Below are 20,407 nucleotides of genomic sequence, written 5' to 3'. Positions count from 1 at the left end.
GGGCTTAACTGCGGTAATCGTCAGTAGTCTAGCCCCTTACCTACCTTGCCCCAAATTCCAACAGGAATTGCTACCTTTAAACAGCAAGAATACCATAACCAAAATCAATAGACGAACATGAAAAAAATTGTCATCGCCCTTGTATCCCTGACCTTTCTTATCAGTTGCGGAGGACCTAAGGAAAACCCCATACCGCGCATTGCCATCGCCGGCCTTGCCATTGAATCGAGCACCTTTTCCCCGGCCCAAAGCCACGAGGATGCCTTTCACGCCAGGGTGGCCGACAGTATTTTTAGCTTTTACCCCTTTTTGGCGGAGGATTCCTTGAACCGCAAAAGGGCGGAATGGGTTCCCACGATAAGGGGACATGCGCTCCCCGGGGGTATCGTTACCAGGGAGGCCTATGAATCGCTCGTAACCAAAACACTTAACATGCTTAAGGAAAATGGCCCCTACGATGGGCTCTTCTTTGATATCCATGGTGCCATGAGCGTGGTGGGTCTGGACGATCCCGAAGGCGATTTCATCGTCCGGGTCAGGGAAGTGGTCGGAACCGAAACCCTCATTTCCACCTCTATGGACCTGCATGGTAATGTGTCGCCCCGTTTGGCGCAGCACAGCGACCTCATCACTTGCTATAGGATGGCACCTCACGAGGACGCCCTGGAATCCAAAAAAAGGGCAGTAGACAATCTCCTTGAACGCCTGGAGAACGGCAAGGGCAAACCCGCTTACAAGGCATGGATTCCCATACCCATATTGCTGCCCGGAGAAAAAACCAGTACCCGCATAGAGCCTGGAAAAAGCCTCTATGCCAAGGTAGGACCCGCTACGCAGGAAGAAGGGGTTATCGATGCCGCCATATGGATCGGTTATGCCTGGGCAGATGAACCAAGGAATCATGCTGTGGTCATGGTTACCGGGGACGATAAGGAAAAAGTTGCAAGCGCAGCCGAGCATTTGGCCCAAAATTTTTGGGATGCGCGCTCGGATTTTGAATTTGTAGCTCCCACTGCCACCCTCGAAGAAAGCCTAAAAATGGCACTTGCCAGTGAAAAACACCCCTTTATCATAAGCGATATGGGGGACAATCCCACTGCCGGTGGTGCGGGAGACGTTACCTGGACCATAACTCAGATCCTGGCACGGCCCGAATTTCAAACTGAAAATGGCCCCTCCCTGATCTATGCTTCCCTACCGGGACCCGAATTTGTAGCTAAGGCCATGGAAGTGGGCATTGGTGGAAAGATTGAAGCCCAGGCCGGAGCGGCCATTGACGATCGTTTTGCCCCTCCCATTACCCTATCGGGTACTGTAGAAGCCATTGTACACGGAGACCAACATGCGGAAACGGAAGTCGTGGTCAAAGTGGGCAGTGCCCATGTGATTGTTACCAAAAAGCGTAAGCCCTACCATAAGGAAGCCGATTTTACCCGTTTGGGGCTCAATCCCAGGGAAGCGGACATCCTTGTGGTAAAAATTGGGTATTTGGTCCCTGAACTCTATGACATGAGGGCCGACTGGATTATGGCACTGACCCCGGGCGGCGTTGATCAGGACCTGGAACGATTGGACTACCAACGGATCAAAAGGCCCATGTTTCCTTTGGATAAGGACATGGATGATCCCGATCTTAGTGCACAGTGGATACCCGCTTCCAACAGTGACAAATAACAATTTTGGATGAAATATAAGGCTCTTTGCCCAATCTATCGGACCTGCTAAACCCCCTCCTTTCGAAGGACCTCCAGTGGTGGACTTGTTAATACGCTCCGGCTATTGCTAAGGCCGATGAGCAGCACTAAAACCGTAATTCCGGGCAAAAGGAACGCAAAGGGGACCCAGGAGGGCACAAAGGGTGCCTCAAAGACAAATTGTGCCAACAACTGGCTGCTGAACAGCGACAACAAAATACCGATACCACTGCCCAAAACCCCCAAATAAGTATATTCCAGGGCCGTTATCTGTAAAATCTGTCGACTTTTGGCTCCCAGGGTACGCAGCAGTACACTTTCCTTGATTCGCTGGTACTTGCTGGTACGCACCGATCCAATTAATACAATAATACCGGTAAGGATACTAAAAAAGGCCATGAAATTAATCACCCAACTGATCTTGTTCAAGATATCCTCAATAAGGTTTAGAATCTGACGCAAGTCCAAAATGGAGACATTTGGAAACTTTCGTACCAATTCTCGTTGCAGGGCCGCCGAACTGGCCTCATCCGGAGCTTTGGTCGTCAATACATGAAACTGGGGGGCATCTTCCAAGACCCCAGTAGGAAAGACAACAGAAAAATTCAACTGCATCCGGGCCCAATCCACGGCTCGGATACTGCCGATCACGGTTTCCATTAAAACCCCCTGCACATTAAACGTAATGGTATCGCCTACGGCTACCTGTGCATCCCGTGCAATATTATCGGCCATGGAAATGGTTATGGGGCCTTCGCCCGAGTTTTTGGATACCCATTCCCCATCGGTAAGGGTCTCGGAAGCAATCAGGGAATCCCGATAGGTAACCCTGAACTCGTGATTCAAGACCCATTTGTTCATCGTACTGGTTGTATCCAGTCGCAAATCGTTTACAGGTCTTCCCTTAATGCTGTGCATCCGCATGGTAATGATCGGGATCTTATCGATCAAGGGCAAGCCTTTGGGAATAATAGTGTTGGCAACCGCTTCCTTTTGTTCGGTCTGTACATCGAGCAAAATAATATTGGGGCTATTGGTCTGGTCTTCCAACGTGGCCTTTGCCAACAGGATATCCTTGGTAAAATACAATGTGCTGATCAGGAATGCCCCTACCCCAATGGCCAGTAACAAGACCATGGTTTGGTTGTTGGGCCTAAACAAGTTCAACAGGCTCTGGCGTGCGATAAAGCTCCAGGAAGAAGGAAAGAATTTTTTAATGCCCCGCATAAAAAGTATGGCCACACCGGCCAATACGGAAAAGGTGACCAGGATACTTAGGACAAAACCAAGTGCATAGTCCAAATCCTGCAACAACCAGAAGGAAAACAGAAAGATAAAAAGTAAAATTCCCAACAAAATGAGCGTACTTGCCCTTTTTGATTTTGCCGGCTGTCCTTCCTGAATACGCAATACTTCCAAAGGTGAGACATACCAAGTACCCATTAAGGGTAAAAGGGCAAACAAAACCGACATGAATATACCTAACAAGAGGCCCATAGCAATGGGTTGTGGTGCAAGGGCCACCTCAACCTGAAAAGGGAGAAACTGTGCCAACAGGCTAGGAAACGAAAGTTGCAGCCCAATCCCCACAAGGGTACCTAAGATGCCGCCCAAAAGTCCCATTCCAGCAATCTGTATAAGATAGATGAGAAAGGTTTGTCTACGGGTGGCACCCATGCATTTCAGCACGGCTACAGCTCGTAATTTTTCCTTGATATAGATATGCACGGAACTGGCTATGCCCACACAGCCTAAAAGTAGGGCCACAAAAGCGACCAAATTGAGAAACTTACCCACATTGCTGTAACTACGGCCCATGCGCTGACTGTCTACCGTATGGATGTCCATATCCGCATTTTCGGCATCTAGAATGGGATCCAGGACCTTGTTCATCGCTACCAGGTCCAGTTCGGGATCGGCCTCAAAAAAATACTGGTATTCCAATCGACTTCCCACCTGTAAAAGTCCGGTATCCGCAATAAAGCGATAAGGAATCAATACCTGGGGCGCTACAGAGCTTCCTAGGGCCGTACTCCCAGGTACGGATAAGAGGGAACCAGTGATGGGGAGACTTATCTCCCCCACCTTAATCCGGTCGCCCACCTTCAATTCGTATTGCAACATCACGGTGGCATCCACCAGCGCCCCGCCTTCTTGTTGGTAGGTATTTGCTGCGGAAGTGGGTTGGGTATCCAGTTCCCCGTAAAGCGGATAAGCCCCCTTTATGCCACGTACGCGTACCAGCTTGCTTCCCCCATTTTTGGGAAAGGCCGCCATAGAGGAAAAATTCACTTCCATTGCCTGGGCACCGCCCAAGGAATCTATGATGCCCTGCACTTTCTCATTGGGCAAATGACGGCTATCGATGATAAAATCCGCGCCCATAAGCGCTTTGGACTGTAAGGTAATATTGTCTTTTAAGTTTTTGCTAAAGGACTGGATAGACACAACCGCCGCAATGCCCAAAATAATCGAAGCCATAAAAAGTAGCAAGCGCCCTATACTGGCCCTGCCGTCGCGCCAGGCCATTTTAAACAGCCATTGAATTCCCGCCTTCGCTGATGTATTGGGTTTGCTCACCTTACCAGAGTACTTTCGTTTGCCATAATTTTTCCACCCTTTAAACGCAGAATGTGCTGTGTTCGGCGTGCCAGCTCCAAGTCATGGGAAACGATGACCAAGGTAGTACCCGCTTCCTGATTTAGGTCGAACAACAGCTGTACCACTTTTTCCCCGGTTTCTTCGTCCAGGTTGCCCGTAGGCTCATCGGCAAAGAGAATGGACGGGGTATTCGAAAAGGCCCTGGCCAAAGCCACTCGCTGCTGCTCCCCGCCAGAAAGTTGCGAGGGGTAATGATGCATGCGATCAGTGAGTCCAACCTTGTCGAGGAGGTCCTTGCTGTTCGCATTCGCGTTTTTGGCGCCCTGCAGTTCCAAGGGTACACTTACATTCTCCAAGGCGGTAAGGGTGGGCAATAACTGGAAGTTTTGAAAAATAAAACCCACTTCCCTGTTCCGCAACTGGGCGCGTTGATCTTCGTTCAGGGTATCAAGGCGTGTCCCGCAGAGTTCTACATAGCCCGAATCGGGTTGGTCCAGACCCGCGCAAAGACCCAAGAGTGTAGTCTTTCCACTGCCCGAAGGTCCTACGATGGAAAAAGTATCCCCAGCTTCTATCGCAAAGGAAATATCGTCTAGCACGGTCAATTTTTTGGAACCGCTGGTATAAGTTTTCTCTAGATGGTGTACGTTTAATATCTTTGGCATAGCAACTGTGTTGTGACTTCTTCTTTCGAAAGAAGCAAAATAAACAAATGATTTTGATTTTTAGACCCTAATACCATGCGCACCTTCTTAAAGTTTCGTTATTTTTTAGTGTTTTTGCTCCTATTTTCCTGCGGGGACAGTGCTACAAAAAAAGCAGCGGAGGAATCCACCGAGAAATTTAGCGAAGAACCAACCGTCAAAACGGGTGATAAGGTCATCCTTTTCTTTGGAGACAGCCTTACCGCAGGGTATGGTTTAGACCCGGAGGAAGCCTTTCCCGCAGTAATCCAGTCGACATTAGATTCCCTGCAATTGCCCTATACCGTGGTAAACTCCGGGCTAAGTGGGGAAACTACCGCCAGTGGCAGAAATCGGTTAGATTGGGTATTGGGCCAAAAAGCAGATGTTTTTGTACTGGAATTGGGAGCCAATGATGGCCTTCGCGGTATTCCCCTTACGGAAACCCGTACCAATTTACAGGCAATCATAGATGCAGTACGGGAGAAAAGTCCGGAAATAAAGATTGTACTGGTAGGGATGCAGATTCCTCCCAATATGGGACAGGCGTATACGACCGAATTCCGGAGGATATTCCCAGAACTCTCAGAGAAGAACGATGTTCCACTTATCCCCTTTCTTTTGGATGGTGTAGCCGGTATTCCTGAACTGAACTTGGAAGACGGTATACATCCTACGGCCGAAGGGCATATTCTAGTGGCCAGAAATGTATGGAAAGTGCTTGGGGAAGTTGTGCAAGAGTAATCCCTGGGATTAAGCCAATTTGGCCCTGTTTCTTTTTGTGGTAAAGGACAAAGCTTTCTTTACCGTAGCATTGGCCCTTCTGTACAAACGAGCCACTTCAGTTTTTGTTTCCAAGTTAATCTCCTCTTGGCTATCGGTAACGATTGTCATTTCAATAACGTCAACCTTAACATCTACCTTGGCATCTTGGGCCTGGGCAGCTACTCCGATAAAAAGAACAAAAATTAAAGTTAAAACAGCTTTCATGACTTGGGGTTTTGTTATATAAATTTAACGCCCTATGGGCGTTAACCCCGGTCATGAATCGCTCAAAACCCCTTATTTTTCGGTATCTGACAAAAACTTGGATGAAGTGCAAAAAATCTCCGATAAACGTTTCGAAGGGTGAAAACCGCTTACCGAAAGAATATGTTTTTAAACGATGAAATAGAACTATACTTTCAGCAATAAATTGGGATTCGGACAGTTTTTTGCGTAGTATTCCTTGTCCTTTGTAGTACATACCCCAGGATAGTCTCCCTTGTATTCCCCTAAATTGCGAATGATCTGAAAATGAAGATGGGGCGCGTAGTTCACATTGATCTCGGTAGTACCCAAGGTTCCAAGGGTATCGCCCTGATAAAATTTCCTGCCCACATAGAGCGGTTCCAACGAAGCCAGGGAAAGATGCCCGTAAAGGGTGTGGAATCTGATTCCCTCCACTTCATGCACCAGAATGATGGTAGGGCCGTAATCGCCGGCACTGTGGTTGTTCCTAAAGCTATGCACCTTGCCCGATATGGGCACGCGTACCGCTGTCCCGGCCTTGCTCCAAAAATCCATACCCAAATGAATGTTCCGTTGCCCATCCACGAGACCCGAGAAACCGGCCCTGCCGTTATAGAGGTTCCTGCGCTCCAAATACCCTCCATAGGCCACAGACCCCTGGCCTTCATTCAAAACGTCATCTATATATTGCTGACAGGCATTGGGATTGGTAATATCAAAGGAGAGCAAAGCGTTATTATCTATGGAAAGATCAATGGGAACGTATTCTTGGATCGGAATGGTCTCGTCCAAAATGGCTATAGGTTTAACCGAAAAGTTCTTAAAAAAAAGTAAGAGGGGCTCCATAGGGCAAAGATACAGCAGAATTACAGGGGTAAAAAAGCACTTCGATGTATTCCCTAATTTGTTAACACTTTTTAACCTTGGCACTGTAAGTATTCGTATCTTGAATGTACTAAAGAGAAGATGAAAAGAGGAAGGACGGAAAGGGCAAGGAAAATCCAAAGTTAAGATTTAGAATCCTTGGTCCTTAACTCAAAATTATCAGTGAACAGTTCATATTCCGTATTTGGCGTTCAGTGGTAATACTGGGCACCTAACCGTTCCAAATACCAAATAAAACAAATAATATAGATACAGATGAACGTCTTAAAAGTGACCCTATTGACCTTGGTGGCATTAATCTCTACCAACTGCCAGTCCAAAAATAAAAAGGTGGATACCGTCGTGGCCGAGGAAAAGGTAGCGGCCGAACCCATTAAAATGGCTCCCCAAGACCTGGAGGCCTATGAAACGGCATACTTTGCAAGTGGTTGTTTCTGGTGTGTTGAAGCGATTTTTGAAAGTGTAAAGGGAGTCAAGGAAGTTGTTTCGGGCTATGCCGGAGGAACAGAAAAAGACCCTACTTATGAAAAAGTAGCCAGGGGGCTCACCAGCCACGCCGAAGCCGTCGTTGTTTACTACGATCCAAAGGAAATTTCCTTTACCGCCTTGGTCCAGGTGTTTTTTGGATCTCACGACCCCACGAGCCTTAACAGGCAAGGGCCAGACCGGGGCACACAATACCGTTCCATTGCATTTTACAAGAATGATGGGGAAAGGAAGATTATAGAAGACTATAAAAAAACCTTAGAGGAAAGCAAGGTATACGGGCGTCCTATTGTTACGGAAGTGGCAGCCTTTACAGCGTTTTATGAAGCGGAGGCCTACCATCAGGACTACGAGCGCAAAAATCCCTATAATTCGTACATAAGAAACGTCTCCATACCAAGATTGAACCGTTTCAAGAAAAATTTTCCGGAATATTTGAAGGAAGATGCACACTAAAGGGTAGTATAAGACCTAAATTTATTATTTTAGGCTTATGAAAAATATATATATACCCCTGATATTTTTCTTTTTAGCCTGCAATAGCCCCAAAAAGAAAGACCACCAGATCATTGAAGTAAAAAAGGCGGTAAAAAGTCCGGTAGTGGATGGAAGAGCTACCGATAACTGCTGGAATATGGCCCAATGGCATCCGCTGGACCAGAATTGGCTAGGCAATGCCTACTCCCACGAAGACTTTAACGGTAGGTACAAACTCAGTTGGGACAAGGACGCCCTTTACCTACTGGTGGAAGTTACCGATGATGTGCTCTACGATCAATACAAGGACCCGCTAAAACTGTGGTGGGACGATGATTGTCTGGAAGTTTTCGTTGACGAGGACAATTCCGGGGGGCTTCATCAATTTAGTCACAATGCTTTTGCCTATCACATAGCCCTGGACGGCAATGTGGTGGATTTGGCACCCGACAAGGAAGCTCGGTTGTACAACGAGCATGTGACCTCCGAGAAAATCACCGAGGACGGTACGACCGTTTGGGAAATTGCCATAAAACTGTATCCTGATACATATTTGGATGGTGCAAAAAACAGTGCAAAGACTTTGATCAACAATAAAAAGGTGGGCTTTGCCCTAGCTTATTGTGACAATGATGGCAGTTTGGAAAGGGAAAATTTTATCGGTTCTGTTTTTGTACCAGGAGAGGATAAAAACCAAGGGTGGATCAATGCGGATATCTTTGGGACTTTGGTGTTACAGGACAACTGATCAGCGTTCTAGGACAACGTCGCTGTATTTGGAGTTAATCACGATAGACCTACCTGTGTTCTTATTGATGTGATATCCCTTTCGCAAAACGGTATTACGGTCCTCGCTGGTGTCCAGAATAAGACTTGTAGGTCCTATGAACTCTGAGGAGGTGCCGCGTACATAAATTGCAAAGGGTGTTTCGGGAAGCACACAAATAAGCTCCCCGTTCTGCACCGTAATATCCATATCCGTAAAGTTTTCCGACACCGAATTTATTTTGAGCGCCCCTAAATTATTTCTCACATAGGCGCTTTTCAGCAAACGATCAATGGTAACATCCGAAGAGATCGAACTTAGGCGTAAATTCCGCACCTCCTTCAGATTAACCCTATCCGAATAGTCCGTTTTAAGTTGTCCGTAGTTCCATCGTTGTACCGATACCGGTGAATAGGATGCATTTATAATGGTCTGCTCTCCATCAATAGTGCTGGCCAGCAAGCTTGCATAAGACAAGCTTGCTTTGATGTTCCTAGCGTTTTCGGCCAATTTTACCTCCCCATGGCGAACGTTCATTTTTAGTTTCACCGACTTGGGCATTTTTATCTTAATGGTCTTTTTTACCTTGTAGTTTTTGTTTTCCCCATCCGACGACCAATAGAATACGTTGGGCGTATCCCCGTCCCTAGAGATGATGACGGAGCGTTTGTCGAGGGATTTTTTCCGTTCTTCCAGTTCTTCTTTTCGTTCCTGAATCAGTTTCTTGCGCTCCTCCATTTGGGCCTTCCGTTCTTTCAACTCTTCCTCTCGCTCTTTTAAGCGTTCTCGGCGTTCCTCTTCCCTTCGTTCCAAACGTTCCGCACGTTCCTCAGCTCTGGCCTGCACCCGCTCGCTCCATTCTTCAAATCGTTGTTTGTATTCTTCGTCAAAGTTTTCATCAAATTCCTTCTTCCACTCTTTCAGGTATTTTTCGCCTTCTTTTTGATACCTACTGTAATCAAAGCTTTGCATGGGAAGTGGTAGTATGGGAGGAATATCGGGGATGACTTGTATATCCGGAATTCGAAGGTCCAAGAACAAGGGTTCCAAATCAGGGATTTCAGGAATTTCAAAGTGAAGATTGTCAAAATCCCCATGGGCAAACTGCCAGGAACTCTGCCTTCGGGTACGGACTTCAATTTCCTTGCTATTCCCCATTATTTCGATCCCGTTCTTTTCAAAATAAGCTGCCGCCTCCTCTTTGGAAGCTCCCTCCAGCTCAATAATCGCTTCGATCTGGACTTGATCTTTATCCCAGGTCTCGAACTCAATGTCCGCATGACTTGTATTGATGTCCAAAACGGCATCCTTGCCCACGTTAAACGTCTCTTTGTACGTTTTTTTCTGCTGTCCGTACGCCCCTAATAAACCCAGGGAAAACAGCAGGGCAATAATTTTAAATGGTATTTGTGACAACTTGTTCATTTTTTGATGATTTTAATTCGTTTAACTTATCTCTTAATCGTTGTAACAACTGTAACCGTAACTGTAGATTTTTGACCAATGCCGTAATGGTCTGGTCGTTGGGCCCTATTTCATTCAATTCTGTATTCAACTTTTGATATTCGGCATTAAGCTCTGCCAGGCGTTCCATAAAACTGTCTACCAGACCTTTGTTGTTCTGGGAAACCTCTAATTGCGAAAGCTCCAGATTAATGTTGGCCACATAGTAATTTTCCACCTTCTTCAGGTCTGGCGAAAGATCGCCCAGGGAAATACCTTTTTCCTCCACCACACCCTTGTCGCGATCTACTATTTTGGTCTTAATCGTGTCTCCAGCTGCGTATCGATTATAGGTGAAAAATCCGAGGCTGACCAACAGCAGTACCGAGGCTGCAATCTTAAGCGTTAGATACCGCGCCTTACGCGCTTGTGGTAGTTCTTCCTCCAAACGATCCAAAAACCGCTTTTCATGTCCTTCCTTCATGGGAAAAACCTCTTCCTTTTTGTCCTTTCGGAACATGTCCCTAAGATCCTGTGACATACTTTTTGTTTTTTAAAAGTTCCCTTAAACGTCCCTTGCCTCTTAACAACCTGGTTCTGCACGCAGTACCCGATAGGTTGAGGATTTGGGATATTTCATTATGATCATACCCCTCCACCAGAAACAATTGTACCACATACCTGTAATTTTCTGGCAACTCCGTTATGGCTTGTTTTACCTGTTTGACCCCAATCCCGTCCTCTACCGTCCAGTCCTCGTCTTCCTCAATATGCATATACCCTTCATCCAACGATACCAGCTGTTGCTTTTTCGATTTTAAAAAATCGATGCTCTTGTTGATAACGATCCTTTTTAACCACGATCCAAAGGTGACCTCGCCCTTAAATTGATCAATTTTTTGAAACGCCTTGATAAAGGATTCCTGCAGGACGTCCTCCGCATCATCGGCATTGTTCAAAAAACGCATGGCAACACAGAACATCCCCTCGCAATATTGCTTATACAGCTTTAGTTGGGCCCTGCGATCGTTCTTTTTGCATTGCGCTACCAGATCAATTTGAAACATGGTCAGTTTCCAGTTGTGTTACAGTTGTTATTAAAAGGACGATAGGAATATATGGATGTTGCAGAAAATAGTAATTTTACGCACAACTTAAATTCGCCTCTTGAACCAAATTACGATTAAAAATGACGATATACGCCTGGAGGTACTTGATTATGGGGCTATTATCCAAAAAATACTGGTTAAGGACAAAAAGGGCACACCCACCAATGTGGTGGTAGGTTTGGAAGATCCCATGGCGTATTTGGAAGATGACGTATTTTTAGGTGCTTGCGTTGGGCGCTATGCCGGTAGGATATCCAATCAGGGATTTGTACTCAACAACAAAACCTATTCCCTCTATACGGAACAAGGGGTTCACCTGCACGGTGGCAAGGAAGGTTTTGGAAAAAAGTACTGGAAGGTCCTTGAGGAGCATCACGGTCCGGATCCATATGTAAAATTGGGCTACAAGAGTCCGCACTTGGAAGAAGGGTATCCGGGGAACCTCAACGCAACGGTCACCTACAAACTGGTGGGGCCGGCACTACATATCATCCATGTGGCCCAGACGGATGAACCCACCGTGGTAAATTTAACCAACCACTCCTATTTTCATTTGGATACTTCGGACCAATTGGGCCATCACCGGTTGCGCCTAAACCTTTCCCATCGTCTGGAAATCCAGGACAACATGATTCCCACGGGCCAACGTCTCCCTGTTGCACATTCCGACTATGATTTTATGTCGGAAAAAAACATAACGCAAGGATGTTTGGACATGCCTTTTATTATCAGGGATCTGGGCAGGGAGGTCGCCCGGATCTACTCTACCCTATCGGGCATCCTCATGAAGGTGACCACCAATCAGCCGGCCATGGTCGTATATACGCCACCCCATTTTGCCGCCATTTGTTTCGAGGCACAAAACTATCCGGACGCACCTAACCAACCCCTTTTTCCATCGAGCATTTTGAATCCTGGAGAAACCTATTACAATCATACCGTGTTTGAATTTGGTTTTGTAAATTAGGGAGATACTAATTAAATAAGCGACACTATGAAATTTTTGAAATGGTTTTTAATAGTACTAGGGGCTCTGGCCCTATTGTTTTTCTTCGTTGTAGGCCCCTACATGAGAAAACAGACCAAAAAACACAGTCCGGAGACCACAAAGACCTACACGCAAAAGGGGCTGGATCTATCGGTAAACTATAGCAGCCCCTCTAAAAAAGGAAGGGTTATTTTTGGGGAATTGGTTCCTTATGACCTAGTTTGGAGAACCGGGGCCAATGAACCTACTACCCTGACTACGGGTACCGATATTCTCATTATTGATAAAAAACTGTCCGCAGGTACCTACTCCGTGTGGGCGAAACCCGGCAAACAACATTGGGAGGTGATGTTCAACAGCGATATCCCAGATTGGGGCGTTACGGTGAGCAGTGGTGGAAGGGAAACCACTAGAAACCCTGAATACGATGTGGTACAGGTACAGGTGCCTGTGGAAACGCTATCGCAGCCCCAAGAGCATTTTATCATTGATTTTGAGGATTCGGGACAGTTAAAACTAATTTTCTCCTGGGACACCACTAAAGTAAGCATCCCGATCAACCAATAGCCTTGGGCAATACGAAAAATACACGTTCGGAACGTATTTCCAAAATTCAGTCCTTTCGGAAAAGGGCACCTTCGGTAAGTACCTTGGTCGATGGTATTTTTAACGGTGACCCCACTGCCCTGGCTAGGGCCATAACTTTAGTGGAAAGCACCGATAAGCGGCACCAGCAAAAGGCCAATGAGTTGGTGGAGCAGTGCCTGTCCAAAAAGAGTGATGCCATGCGAATCGGGATAACGGGGGTACCCGGTGTGGGCAAAAGTACTTTTATCGAAAGCTTTGGAAAAACATTGACCGCTTTGGGTAAAAAAGTGGCCGTATTGGCTGTTGATCCTACCAGTTCAATAAGCAAGGGTAGCATCCTGGGCGATAAGACCCGTATGGAGGAATTGGTAAAGGATCCCCATGCTTTTATACGCCCTTCCCCCTCGGGAACTTCTTTGGGGGGTGTTGCACGCAAAACACGAGAGACCATTGTGCTCTGCGAGGCGGCCGGCTACAATGTTGTTTTGGTGGAAACCGTGGGTGTGGGCCAAAGTGAGACCGCGGTGCACAGTATGGTCGATTTCTTTCTGCTCTTAAAACTTCCAGGAGCGGGAGACGAGCTCCAAGGTATCAAAAGGGGCATTATGGAAATGGCAGATGCCCTGGTTATCAACAAAGCTGACGGCGATAATTTAAAACGTGCCAATTTTGCCAAATCAGAGTTTACCAGGGCCTTGCATCTGTACCCCCCCAAAGAGAACGGATGGGTGCCTAAGGTGCTCAGTTGTTCGGCCCTGAACAACAAAGGCATTCCTGAGATATGGGATATGATTCAGGAGTACGGGCTGGAAACCAAAGAAAAAGGCCATTTTAGGGCAAAACGGCAGGAACAGAACAAATATTGGTTTATGCAGACCTTGGATAGCAGTCTTAAACAGCACTTTTACCAAAACAAAAAAATAAGAAGTGTGCTGGACTTACTCTTGGTGGAGGTTATTGAGAACAGGATATCGCCCTTTAAAGCAGCAGAAAAGCTTCTTCAGCAATACGAAAGGGAACTTAAATAAAAAACCTAAATTTGTCGCCTAAACACGTCCAGCACATGAATCCTGTTACATCGTCCCTATTGTCCATCGTGGTTCCCCTATACAATGAGGAGGAAAATGTTGCCTTGCTCACCCAAAAAATACACGAGAGTTTGGCGGGATACAACTACCAGATTATTTATGTGGACGATTTTTCGAAAGACGGTACCCGAAAAGTAGTCCGGGACATGGACGATGCCAAGGTACATTTGATTGAACTCAAAAAAAACTATGGACAAAGCCTTGCTTTGGCAGCCGGCCTTGACTATGCCGAAGGCGATTTTATCATAACCATGGACGGGGATCTACAGAATGATCCCAGTGATATTCCAGAAATGTTGAGCTACGCCGTCACCGAGGAATATGATGTGGTTACCGGGATTCGCCAGAAACGAAAGGATTCGCTTGTAAAAAAAATACCTTCGAAAATTGCCAACTTTATGGTAAGACGGGTGACCAAACTGGATATAAAGGACAACGGCTGTGCTTTAAAGGTATTCACCAAGGATATTGCCAAAGAACTGAATCTTTACGGGGAAATGCACCGTTTTATCACCTTGTTGGCGCATCTGGAAGGGGCGCAGATCAAACAAGTGCCCGTAAAGCATCATGCCCGACACGCGGGGGTTTCCAAATACGGCCTGGAACGGGTATTTAAGGTAGTGGCCGATATGATGCTCCTGTTATTCATACGAAAGTATTTTCAACGACCTATTCACCTTTTTGGAATCTTTGGGTTTCTGCTGATTATTTTGGGTATCTTCATCAATATCTACTTGCTTATCATTAAGTTTACCATGGGTGAGGACATTGGTACACGGCCCCTGCTTATGTTCGGTATGATGTTCATTCTTGCCGGAATACAGTTGTTCACTATTGGCATTGTAATGGAACTGTTGATTCGCACTTACTACGAATCCCAAAAGAAAAGACCGTATCGAATTAAAAATGTATTTGTAGGTGGCCCAGCGTAAAAAGCTCATAACCGTCCTAAAAATTCTCTTTAGTGCGGTACTGCTTTATTTTATCTTTACCAAGATCGCATTTAAGGACGTCTGGGAAACGCTCAAGGCCACCCGACCACTGTACCTTGTCGTAGCCCTTGTATTTTTTGTATTATCCAAGGCCATAGCGGCATTTCGCCTTAACCTCTACCTGCACCAATTGCGGGTTTTTCTTGCCCATAAAAGTAACCTGCAGCTGTACTTGTTGGGCATGTTCTACAACTTGTTTCTGCCAGGTGGTATCGGAGGGGACGCGTACAAGGGGTATCTGATCAAAAAAAAATTTGCCGTAGATACCAAAAAGGTGGTATCCATATTGGTGCTGGACAGGCTTAGCGGACTTCTGTTGTTATTCATCTATGCGTGCCTTTTGGCCTTGTTGATCGATCATGACATGCTAAAACCACTTAACCTACTCTTTGGCTCGGGAATTGTATTGGGCATCTTGGTTTTTTGGCTGCTCAACAAAAAGTTCTTTGCTTATGTGCTAGGGATCTTCTGGAGGTCATTTGGATATTCGGCCCTGGTTCAATTGGCACAGTTGGTCTGCGTATTTTTTATTCTCAAAGCACTACACATAGAAAACCATATCCCGGTATATCTGTTCGTTTTTTTAATTTCCTCCATTGTTTCAGTCTTGCCCATCACCTTGGGCGGTATCGGTAGTAGGGAGCTCACCTTCTTTTATGGCGCCCTGTGGTTGGGCCTTGATCAAAACATCTCGATTGGCATCAGTATGGTCTTTTTTTTGATAACTGCACTGGTATCCCTGACCGGTATATTCTATCATTTCAAAAAAGTAGTGCTGAACACTGTGGAAACTCAATAAATATGCACCAAATGCATTTTATTGAGGACTTTCTTCCGGGTTGTGGGGTCCAAAAACTTCAATGACAAACGGGTAGTCCTAAATTGGTCTACGGTATACTGTTTGTCCCAATCAAAGCCAAAATTACGAAGTTGGTCCAGTTCGGAATCGCTCACATAGACCCATATGTCCTTTTTATACTTGATTTGGGAAATGGATGAGATCATCACGGGCCGCTTGTTGTAGAAATCCAGTGCCCAGGTATGCTGCCTGGAGAGTTTGCAAATATTGTCCACCGGGATATTGTTCCTAGCCACCACCTTGGCCATTGAGGAGCCTGCCTGATATTCCAGTAGGGACGGATAAAAATGGGTGTTCAGAACCGCATTTAGCAAGAGTGAACTATAAACAGAAAGCGTAATGATCCGCAAATGGTAGGCCTCCCTTTTTAAACAAAAATAGATGATGATCAGAAATAGGATGCCGAGCAGTACGTGGCCCACAGGGCTTTGGAACTTAAAGGCAAAATAACAGATCAGTACCGAAGCAATAAACACCAGGCTAAGAATAAAGTATTGCACGCCAAGGATGACCTTTACGGCCCTCTTTTTTGTGTATTGGTACAGGCTATAGAGATAAGAGGCAGTTAGTACCGAAAACAAAGGTATAATGATGTTCAGGTAATGCGGCAGTTTAAACTGCGCAAAGCTGATCAAAATGAAAATCAAGGTAATACCTCCCAAGGTCAAAAACTCGTATTTGGGATTATAGGAGAACCGCAACCTAAAAAAGGTCTTTACCCGCGACCAATAGGCGGTAAGACCAATAACCGTCCAAGGCAGGAAGACCCAAAGAAACGTATGGAAAAAGAAGAAGTAATCGCTGCTGTTCTTGCCTACGCCCTGCCCGCTGAGACGTTCAAAACTCTGTTCCCAGAAAATGAAGAATATCCCACTGCGATCGCCCCTGCCCCGAATTATCTTTTCCGGATGCAGATCAAACTGCAGGTAATAGGCATATAACATAGGTGCAATGGCAAGGCCAAAGATCATCAACGCCAAAAGTATTTTCCAACTGAACAAGCTCTTCCAACGCCTGGTATAGGCCAGGTGGCAGGCTATGGGAAGGCCAATGACCAATAGTGCAATCTGCCCTTTCGTGGAAAAGGCGATGCCCGCTCCCAAGGCCCCCAATAACAGATGTCCCAAGGATTTCTTGTTAATATAGGCAGCCAGTTGCCAAATGGCAAAAATGGTAAAACCGGTAAGTACGGCATCGGTGCGCACATCGATATTCCCCAGAACAATAGTCTGTGCCGTGAGGAAAATAAGTGCGGACAGTCTGCCAATATCCCTATGGTACAATAGCTTTCCCAGTCCGAAGCAACTGTAGGCCCCTAAAAGGGTGGCCAAGATGGCAGGGATGCGATAGGCCCAATCGTAAAGACCGAAAATCTTGAAGGACAGTGCCGCCAACCAATAATGCATGTGGGGCTTATCCAAATATTCTTCAGGACCCTTGAACAAATTCACAAAATCGTTCTCTTGGAGCATCCGCATGGCCATAACGGCAAACTGTGCGGAATCATTTTCAAAGAGCGTCACAAACATACCGGCGACAAAAACCAGGACAATCAGAAACAGTAAAAACCAATACCGCTTATCGGATATCATAGATGAAATTTCTGAAGTGCAAATATATATAACTTTGCAAATAACCAACTTAGCATCAGCCCTATCAAGATCCCGGAAATCACATCCAGGGGAAAGTGAACTCCAAGATAAATCCTACTATAGGATACGAAAATAGCCCAAAAAATCAAGAAAATTCCTATATATTTAAATTTTGATGCCAATAGGTACGAAAAGAAAAAGGCGATGGCGAAGGAATTGGCCGCATGGGCCGAGAAATAACCGTAGCTGCCCCCGCAAGAAGGCTTTACCAATCGCATCAAACCAGTAAGGGTTGGATCATGGCAAGGACGCAGGCGTTGTACCCCATATTTAAAGAAATTGGCCAATTGATCGGTACAGGTAATCAGAAGGGCAACGGTCAACAACATCAACAAGGTTCTTCTCCATCCCCAGTTTTTATAGCATAAAACGAGGAGCAGGGCGTAGAGGGGAATGGAACTCCACTTGCTTGTTACAAAGAGCCAAAAACCGTCCCAAGGGGCACTCCCCAAGTTATTTAGAAAGAGAAATAGATCTTTATCGTACTGTACGAGTTCTTCAAACATATTCCTAATCTTCGTAACGGCTAACTTCCCGATCATAGAAGGCGGTTGCCTCCGCTATGAGATTTTCAGCTTCTACCGACAATTCTTTTTCATCTTCCGGAGAAAAATCCTCCAACCACTCTACCTCATCGTTTTCCAGATTTATAATGAAACGCGGAAACTCGGTATGAACGATGAAGATAGCAGATGGAAAATCGGTATTATCACCTAACAAAAACTTTGGAAGTTCCATATGGGTCTACGTATTAAGAATCAATTTCTTGGTCATATAATTAAATCGAATATACAACATAATCGCCGAAGCCGTAAGGCCCGATAGCAGCCCGATCCATATTCCCGTGCTCCCGAGTTCCGTGAACAATCCCAAATAATAGCTGATGGGAAATCCTATGAGCCAGTACGCGATAAAGGTGATTAACGTAGGGATTTTTACATCCTGTAGTCCTCTCAAAGCGCCAAGTACCACCACCTGAATCCCATCGGATATCTGAAAAAAGGCCGCCACAAATATGAGCCGGGCCGCTAAAAGTATCACTTCTGTATTGTCCTGTCTATTAGCAAGGTCATCCACATCCAGATAAATCGTAGGTAGCCAATCGCGGCCGATCAGAAAAAGCAGCGCAAAAACAATTTCCAACAAAAGGGTAAGAAAGAAAATAGACTGTGCGATACGCCGCAATTCACCAAAATTGTGCAATCCTTTTTGATTGCCCACACGGACCATGGCGGCAACACTGAGTCCCATACCTACCATAAAGGTCATACTGCTTAAATTCAGGGCAATCTGGTTTGCAGCCTGCGCATTTTTGCCCAAAACCCCGCTCAGCCATATGGCCGCTGTAAAAATGGCCACTTCAAAGAACATCTGTAAGGCGGACGGAAATCCTAAGGAGATGATTTTGTTCATCACCTTTTTTTCGATCTTCCTAAAATTAAAGCCCGTGACATAGTCCTGGAACTTCTTTTTACTTTTCAATAGATACCAGATGTATAATACCATAATCATCCGGGAGGCCAAGGTACCGATGGCGGCGCCTATGATGCCCAGTCTGGGAAAGCCAAAAGACCCAAAAATAAGTAGATAGTTCAATACAATATTCACCACATTGGCGATAATGGTAGCGTACATGGGGTATCGGGTCTGGGACAGTCCTTCGGAGAATTGTTTAAATGCCTGAAAGATAATTAGGGGCACCAGGGAAAACGCCACGAGGTTAAGGTACGGAATGGCCAGTTCCACCACCTCTGGTGGTTGTTCCATAAGATACATCAAAGGCTTGCACAATAGGATAATCCCAAAGAGCGTAAGTCCCAAGAGGGTACAGAGCAACAAACCATGCTTTAGCGCGCTTTTTCCGTCCGCGCGGTTTCCCGCGCCATCCGCTTCGGCCACCAGCGGTGTGATGGCTGTAGAAAAACCAATTCCTAGGGACATAGCAATAAAAATAAAACTATTGCCCAGGGATACCGCGGCAAGTTCGGCCGTCCCCAACTGACCTACCATGATATTATCCGCAAAGGCCACAAAGGTATGGCCCAGCATACCCAAAATTACGGGTGAGGCCAGACGCAGATTATAGTTAAATTCTTTGGTGTACTGTTGCAGCAAGGTCGTCGCTTTTGAAGCAGCAAAGATAGCAGTTAGGTTTGTGATCCGGAGGCGGGATACCGGATTTTTTTGTTCCCGGAATTTTAGCGTACAAAACGGACTGGAACACTCAAAACAAACCTGGTCCTTTCATTGAAATGAAACGATGTTTTACAATTTCTTGGCCTCTTCCCAAAAAAGCTGCATTTCATCAAGGGTCATGTCTCTAAGGGACTTGCCCGTGCTTTTGGCCTGGTTTTCCAGGTATTGAAAGCGTTTTATGAATTTTTTATTGGTGCGTTCCAGTGCATTTTCCGGATTAACATCCAAAAAACGGGCATAATTGATCATGGAGAAGAGCACGTCGCCAAATTCGGATTCTATTTCTTTGGTATTGCCCACTTTTACTTCATGCTGCAATTCGGCTAATTCTTCCTGAACCTTTTCGAAAACCTGTTGTGGCTCTTCCCAGTCAAAACCTACTCCAGCTACTTTGTCCTGAATGCGATTGGCTTTTACCAAGGCGGGCAAACTACTGGGAACACCTTCCAGCACGCTTTTCTTGCCTTCCTTAAGCTTGATGTTCTCCCAGTTCTGTTTTACCTCTTCTTCGTTTTGGACCTTCACGTCCCCATAGATATGCGGGTGCCTATGAATCAATTTTTCACAGATATCATGGGCCACATCGGCCATATCAAAGGCATTGGTCTCGGAACCTATTTTGGCATAGAAAACGATATGGAGCAACAAATCTCCCAGTTCTTTCTTTACTTCGTCCAGGTCGTTGTCCAGAATGGCATCACCAAGTTCGTAGGTCTCTTCAATGGTGAGGTGGCGCAGCGATTGCATGGTCTGCTTTTTGTCCCAGGGACATTGGGCACGAAGTTCGTCCATAATGGTCAGCAAACGGTCAAAAGCAGCCAACTGGGCCTTTCGGGAATTCATAAGTTCATTTTGGGCAAAAGTACAAAGACAGGGCCGTAGCGGGAAA

Annotated in this window: 21 protein-coding genes; 9 read left to right on the top strand and 12 right to left on the bottom strand. The window is 45.8% G+C overall.

Features of this window, described 5'->3' with window-relative positions:
- The first annotated feature begins 117 nt into the window (after positions 1-117).
- Complete coding sequence (locus ACRD67_RS13285; RefSeq protein ID WP_430967673.1) at positions 118-1,674, top strand: M81 family metallopeptidase; 1,557 nt, start codon at positions 118-120, stop codon at positions 1,672-1,674.
- A 47-nt stretch (positions 1,675-1,721) separates the two neighbouring features.
- Here ACRD67_RS13285 and ACRD67_RS13280 read toward each other — a convergent pair whose 3' ends face one another.
- Together ACRD67_RS13280 and ACRD67_RS13275 are read right to left on the bottom strand one after the other, a co-directional pair.
- Positions 1,722-4,223: an ABC transporter permease gene (locus ACRD67_RS13280; protein WP_430968044.1), complete on the bottom strand. Its 2,502-nt coding sequence runs from the start codon at positions 4,221-4,223 to the stop codon at positions 1,722-1,724.
- A 47-nt stretch (positions 4,224-4,270) separates the two neighbouring features.
- Positions 4,271-4,960, bottom strand: coding sequence for an ABC transporter ATP-binding protein (locus ACRD67_RS13275; protein WP_430967671.1), 690 nt, complete (start codon positions 4,958-4,960; stop codon positions 4,271-4,273).
- Between the two features lie 75 nt (positions 4,961-5,035).
- Here ACRD67_RS13275 and ACRD67_RS13270 point away from each other — a divergent pair, with 75 nt between their 5' ends.
- Complete coding sequence (locus ACRD67_RS13270; RefSeq protein WP_430967670.1) at positions 5,036-5,722, top strand: arylesterase; 687 nt, start codon at positions 5,036-5,038, stop codon at positions 5,720-5,722.
- A 9-nt stretch (positions 5,723-5,731) separates the two neighbouring features.
- On the opposite strand, the gene ACRD67_RS13265 is transcribed toward ACRD67_RS13270, so the two are convergent.
- Both ACRD67_RS13265 and ACRD67_RS13260 read right to left on the bottom strand, forming a co-directional pair.
- On the bottom strand, positions 5,732-5,968 hold the full coding sequence (locus ACRD67_RS13265; protein WP_430967669.1) for a hypothetical protein: 237 nt from the start codon (positions 5,966-5,968) through the stop codon (positions 5,732-5,734).
- A 186-nt stretch (positions 5,969-6,154) separates the two neighbouring features.
- Positions 6,155-6,835, bottom strand: a complete 681-nt coding sequence (locus tag ACRD67_RS13260) for a peptidoglycan DD-metalloendopeptidase family protein (RefSeq protein ID WP_430967668.1) — start codon at positions 6,833-6,835, stop codon at positions 6,155-6,157.
- Between the two features lie 294 nt (positions 6,836-7,129).
- Here ACRD67_RS13260 and msrA point away from each other — a divergent pair, with 294 nt between their 5' ends.
- Positions 7,130-7,816, top strand: coding sequence for a peptide-methionine (S)-S-oxide reductase MsrA (msrA, locus tag ACRD67_RS13255; RefSeq protein WP_430967667.1), 687 nt, complete (start codon positions 7,130-7,132; stop codon positions 7,814-7,816).
- A gap of 37 nt (positions 7,817-7,853) precedes the next feature.
- Positions 7,854-8,585 (top strand): CBM9 family sugar-binding protein, encoded by a 732-nt coding sequence (locus ACRD67_RS13250; RefSeq protein ID WP_430967666.1) that lies wholly within the window; start codon positions 7,854-7,856, stop codon positions 8,583-8,585.
- Here the strand turns inward: ACRD67_RS13250 and ACRD67_RS13245 are convergent, their stop codons facing one another.
- The 3 genes from ACRD67_RS13245 to ACRD67_RS13235 are packed head-to-tail and all read right to left on the bottom strand — an operon-like array spanning position 8,586 to position 11,113.
- Positions 8,586-10,028 carry a hypothetical protein gene (locus ACRD67_RS13245; protein WP_430967665.1) on the bottom strand — a complete coding sequence of 481 codons (1,443 nt, stop codon included), beginning with the start codon at positions 10,026-10,028 and terminating at the stop codon, positions 8,586-8,588.
- A complete protein-coding gene (locus ACRD67_RS13240; protein ID WP_430967664.1) occupies positions 10,000-10,587 on the bottom strand; it encodes a hypothetical protein in 588 nt (195 codons plus the stop codon). Before ACRD67_RS13240 ends, ACRD67_RS13245 begins: the two co-directional genes overlap by 29 nt.
- Positions 10,571-11,113 carry an RNA polymerase sigma factor gene (locus ACRD67_RS13235; protein ID WP_430967663.1) on the bottom strand — a complete coding sequence of 181 codons (543 nt, stop codon included), beginning with the start codon at positions 11,111-11,113 and terminating at the stop codon, positions 10,571-10,573. The genes ACRD67_RS13240 and ACRD67_RS13235 overlap by 17 nt, the downstream gene beginning before the upstream one ends.
- Before the next feature lie 100 nt (positions 11,114-11,213).
- On the opposite strand from ACRD67_RS13235, the gene ACRD67_RS13230 reads away from it, so the two are divergent.
- Genes ACRD67_RS13230 through ACRD67_RS13210 form a run of 5 tightly spaced genes read left to right on the top strand, consistent with a single transcriptional unit; the run spans position 11,214 to position 15,610 of the window.
- Positions 11,214-12,122, top strand: a complete 909-nt coding sequence (locus tag ACRD67_RS13230; RefSeq protein ID WP_430967662.1) for an aldose epimerase family protein — start codon at positions 11,214-11,216, stop codon at positions 12,120-12,122.
- Positions 12,123-12,149: 27 nt separating this feature from the next.
- A complete protein-coding gene (locus ACRD67_RS13225; RefSeq protein WP_430967661.1) occupies positions 12,150-12,710 on the top strand; it encodes a DUF2911 domain-containing protein in 561 nt (186 codons plus the stop codon).
- A gap of 2 nt (positions 12,711-12,712) precedes the next feature.
- Positions 12,713-13,759, top strand: a complete 1,047-nt coding sequence (gene meaB / locus ACRD67_RS13220) for a methylmalonyl Co-A mutase-associated GTPase MeaB (protein ID WP_430967659.1) — start codon at positions 12,713-12,715, stop codon at positions 13,757-13,759.
- 35 nt (positions 13,760-13,794) lie between these two features.
- Complete coding sequence (locus tag ACRD67_RS13215) at positions 13,795-14,751, top strand: glycosyltransferase family 2 protein (RefSeq protein ID WP_430967658.1); 957 nt, start codon at positions 13,795-13,797, stop codon at positions 14,749-14,751.
- The gene (locus ACRD67_RS13210) at positions 14,738-15,610 is read left to right on the top strand and encodes a lysylphosphatidylglycerol synthase transmembrane domain-containing protein (RefSeq protein ID WP_430967656.1); all 873 of its coding nucleotides are present in this window, start codon (positions 14,738-14,740) and stop codon (positions 15,608-15,610) included. Before ACRD67_RS13215 ends, ACRD67_RS13210 begins: the two co-directional genes overlap by 14 nt.
- Here the strand turns inward: ACRD67_RS13210 and ACRD67_RS13205 are convergent.
- From ACRD67_RS13205 to mazG, 5 genes are all read right to left on the bottom strand, one after another.
- Positions 15,604-17,262, bottom strand: coding sequence for an ArnT family glycosyltransferase (locus ACRD67_RS13205; RefSeq protein WP_430967655.1), 1,659 nt, complete (start codon positions 17,260-17,262; stop codon positions 15,604-15,606). The genes ACRD67_RS13210 and ACRD67_RS13205 overlap by 7 nt on opposite strands.
- Positions 17,259-17,828: a phosphatase PAP2 family protein gene (locus ACRD67_RS13200; RefSeq protein ID WP_430967653.1), complete on the bottom strand. Its 570-nt coding sequence runs from the start codon at positions 17,826-17,828 to the stop codon at positions 17,259-17,261. Before ACRD67_RS13200 ends, ACRD67_RS13205 begins: the two co-directional genes overlap by 4 nt.
- Positions 17,829-17,832: 4 nt before the next feature.
- Positions 17,833-18,060, bottom strand: a complete 228-nt coding sequence (locus ACRD67_RS13195) for a DUF8828 family protein (RefSeq protein ID WP_430967652.1) — start codon at positions 18,058-18,060, stop codon at positions 17,833-17,835.
- 6 nt (positions 18,061-18,066) lie between these two features.
- Positions 18,067-19,437, bottom strand: a complete 1,371-nt coding sequence (locus ACRD67_RS13190; RefSeq protein WP_430967650.1) for an MATE family efflux transporter — start codon at positions 19,435-19,437, stop codon at positions 18,067-18,069.
- A gap of 150 nt (positions 19,438-19,587) precedes the next feature.
- Positions 19,588-20,361 carry a nucleoside triphosphate pyrophosphohydrolase gene (mazG, locus tag ACRD67_RS13185; protein WP_430967648.1) on the bottom strand — a complete coding sequence of 258 codons (774 nt, stop codon included), beginning with the start codon at positions 20,359-20,361 and terminating at the stop codon, positions 19,588-19,590.
- Positions 20,362-20,407 lie beyond the last annotated feature (46 nt).

Source organism: Eudoraea algarum, assembly GCF_050589645.1.
Taxonomy (GTDB): domain Bacteria; phylum Bacteroidota; class Bacteroidia; order Flavobacteriales; family Flavobacteriaceae; genus JBNGOQ01.
This window is presented reverse-complemented; position numbering and strand designations above follow the sequence as displayed.

Excerpts from the sequence above, each read along its gene's own strand:
- ACRD67_RS13260 (WP_430967668.1), bottom strand. The coding sequence starts at position 6,835 with ATGGAGCCCCTCTTACTTTTTTTTAAGAACTTTTCGGTTAAACCTATA.
- ACRD67_RS13195 (WP_430967652.1), bottom strand. The coding sequence starts at position 18,060 with ATGGAACTTCCAAAGTTTTTGTTAGGTGATAATACCGATTTTCCATCT.
- ACRD67_RS13225 (WP_430967661.1), top strand. The coding sequence starts at position 12,150 with ATGAAATTTTTGAAATGGTTTTTAATAGTACTAGGGGCTCTGGCCCTA.
- ACRD67_RS13275 (WP_430967671.1), bottom strand. The coding sequence starts at position 4,960 with ATGCCAAAGATATTAAACGTACACCATCTAGAGAAAACTTATACCAGC.
- mazG (WP_430967648.1), bottom strand. The coding sequence starts at position 20,361 with ATGAATTCCCGAAAGGCCCAGTTGGCTGCTTTTGACCGTTTGCTGACC.
- ACRD67_RS13265 (WP_430967669.1), bottom strand. The coding sequence starts at position 5,968 with ATGAAAGCTGTTTTAACTTTAATTTTTGTTCTTTTTATCGGAGTAGCT.
- ACRD67_RS13240 (WP_430967664.1), bottom strand. The coding sequence starts at position 10,587 with ATGTCACAGGATCTTAGGGACATGTTCCGAAAGGACAAAAAGGAAGAG.
- ACRD67_RS13200 (WP_430967653.1), bottom strand. The coding sequence starts at position 17,828 with ATGTTTGAAGAACTCGTACAGTACGATAAAGATCTATTTCTCTTTCTA.
- ACRD67_RS13270 (WP_430967670.1), top strand. The coding sequence starts at position 5,036 with ATGCGCACCTTCTTAAAGTTTCGTTATTTTTTAGTGTTTTTGCTCCTA.
- ACRD67_RS13245 (WP_430967665.1), bottom strand. The coding sequence starts at position 10,028 with ATGAACAAGTTGTCACAAATACCATTTAAAATTATTGCCCTGCTGTTT.
- msrA (WP_430967667.1), top strand. The coding sequence starts at position 7,130 with ATGAACGTCTTAAAAGTGACCCTATTGACCTTGGTGGCATTAATCTCT.
- ACRD67_RS13205 (WP_430967655.1), bottom strand. The coding sequence starts at position 17,262 with ATGATATCCGATAAGCGGTATTGGTTTTTACTGTTTCTGATTGTCCTG.
- ACRD67_RS13215 (WP_430967658.1), top strand. The coding sequence starts at position 13,795 with ATGAATCCTGTTACATCGTCCCTATTGTCCATCGTGGTTCCCCTATAC.
- ACRD67_RS13235 (WP_430967663.1), bottom strand. The coding sequence starts at position 11,113 with ATGTTTCAAATTGATCTGGTAGCGCAATGCAAAAAGAACGATCGCAGG.
- ACRD67_RS13285 (WP_430967673.1), top strand. The coding sequence starts at position 118 with ATGAAAAAAATTGTCATCGCCCTTGTATCCCTGACCTTTCTTATCAGT.
- ACRD67_RS13250 (WP_430967666.1), top strand. The coding sequence starts at position 7,854 with ATGAAAAATATATATATACCCCTGATATTTTTCTTTTTAGCCTGCAAT.
- ACRD67_RS13280 (WP_430968044.1), bottom strand. The coding sequence starts at position 4,223 with ATGGCCTGGCGCGACGGCAGGGCCAGTATAGGGCGCTTGCTACTTTTT.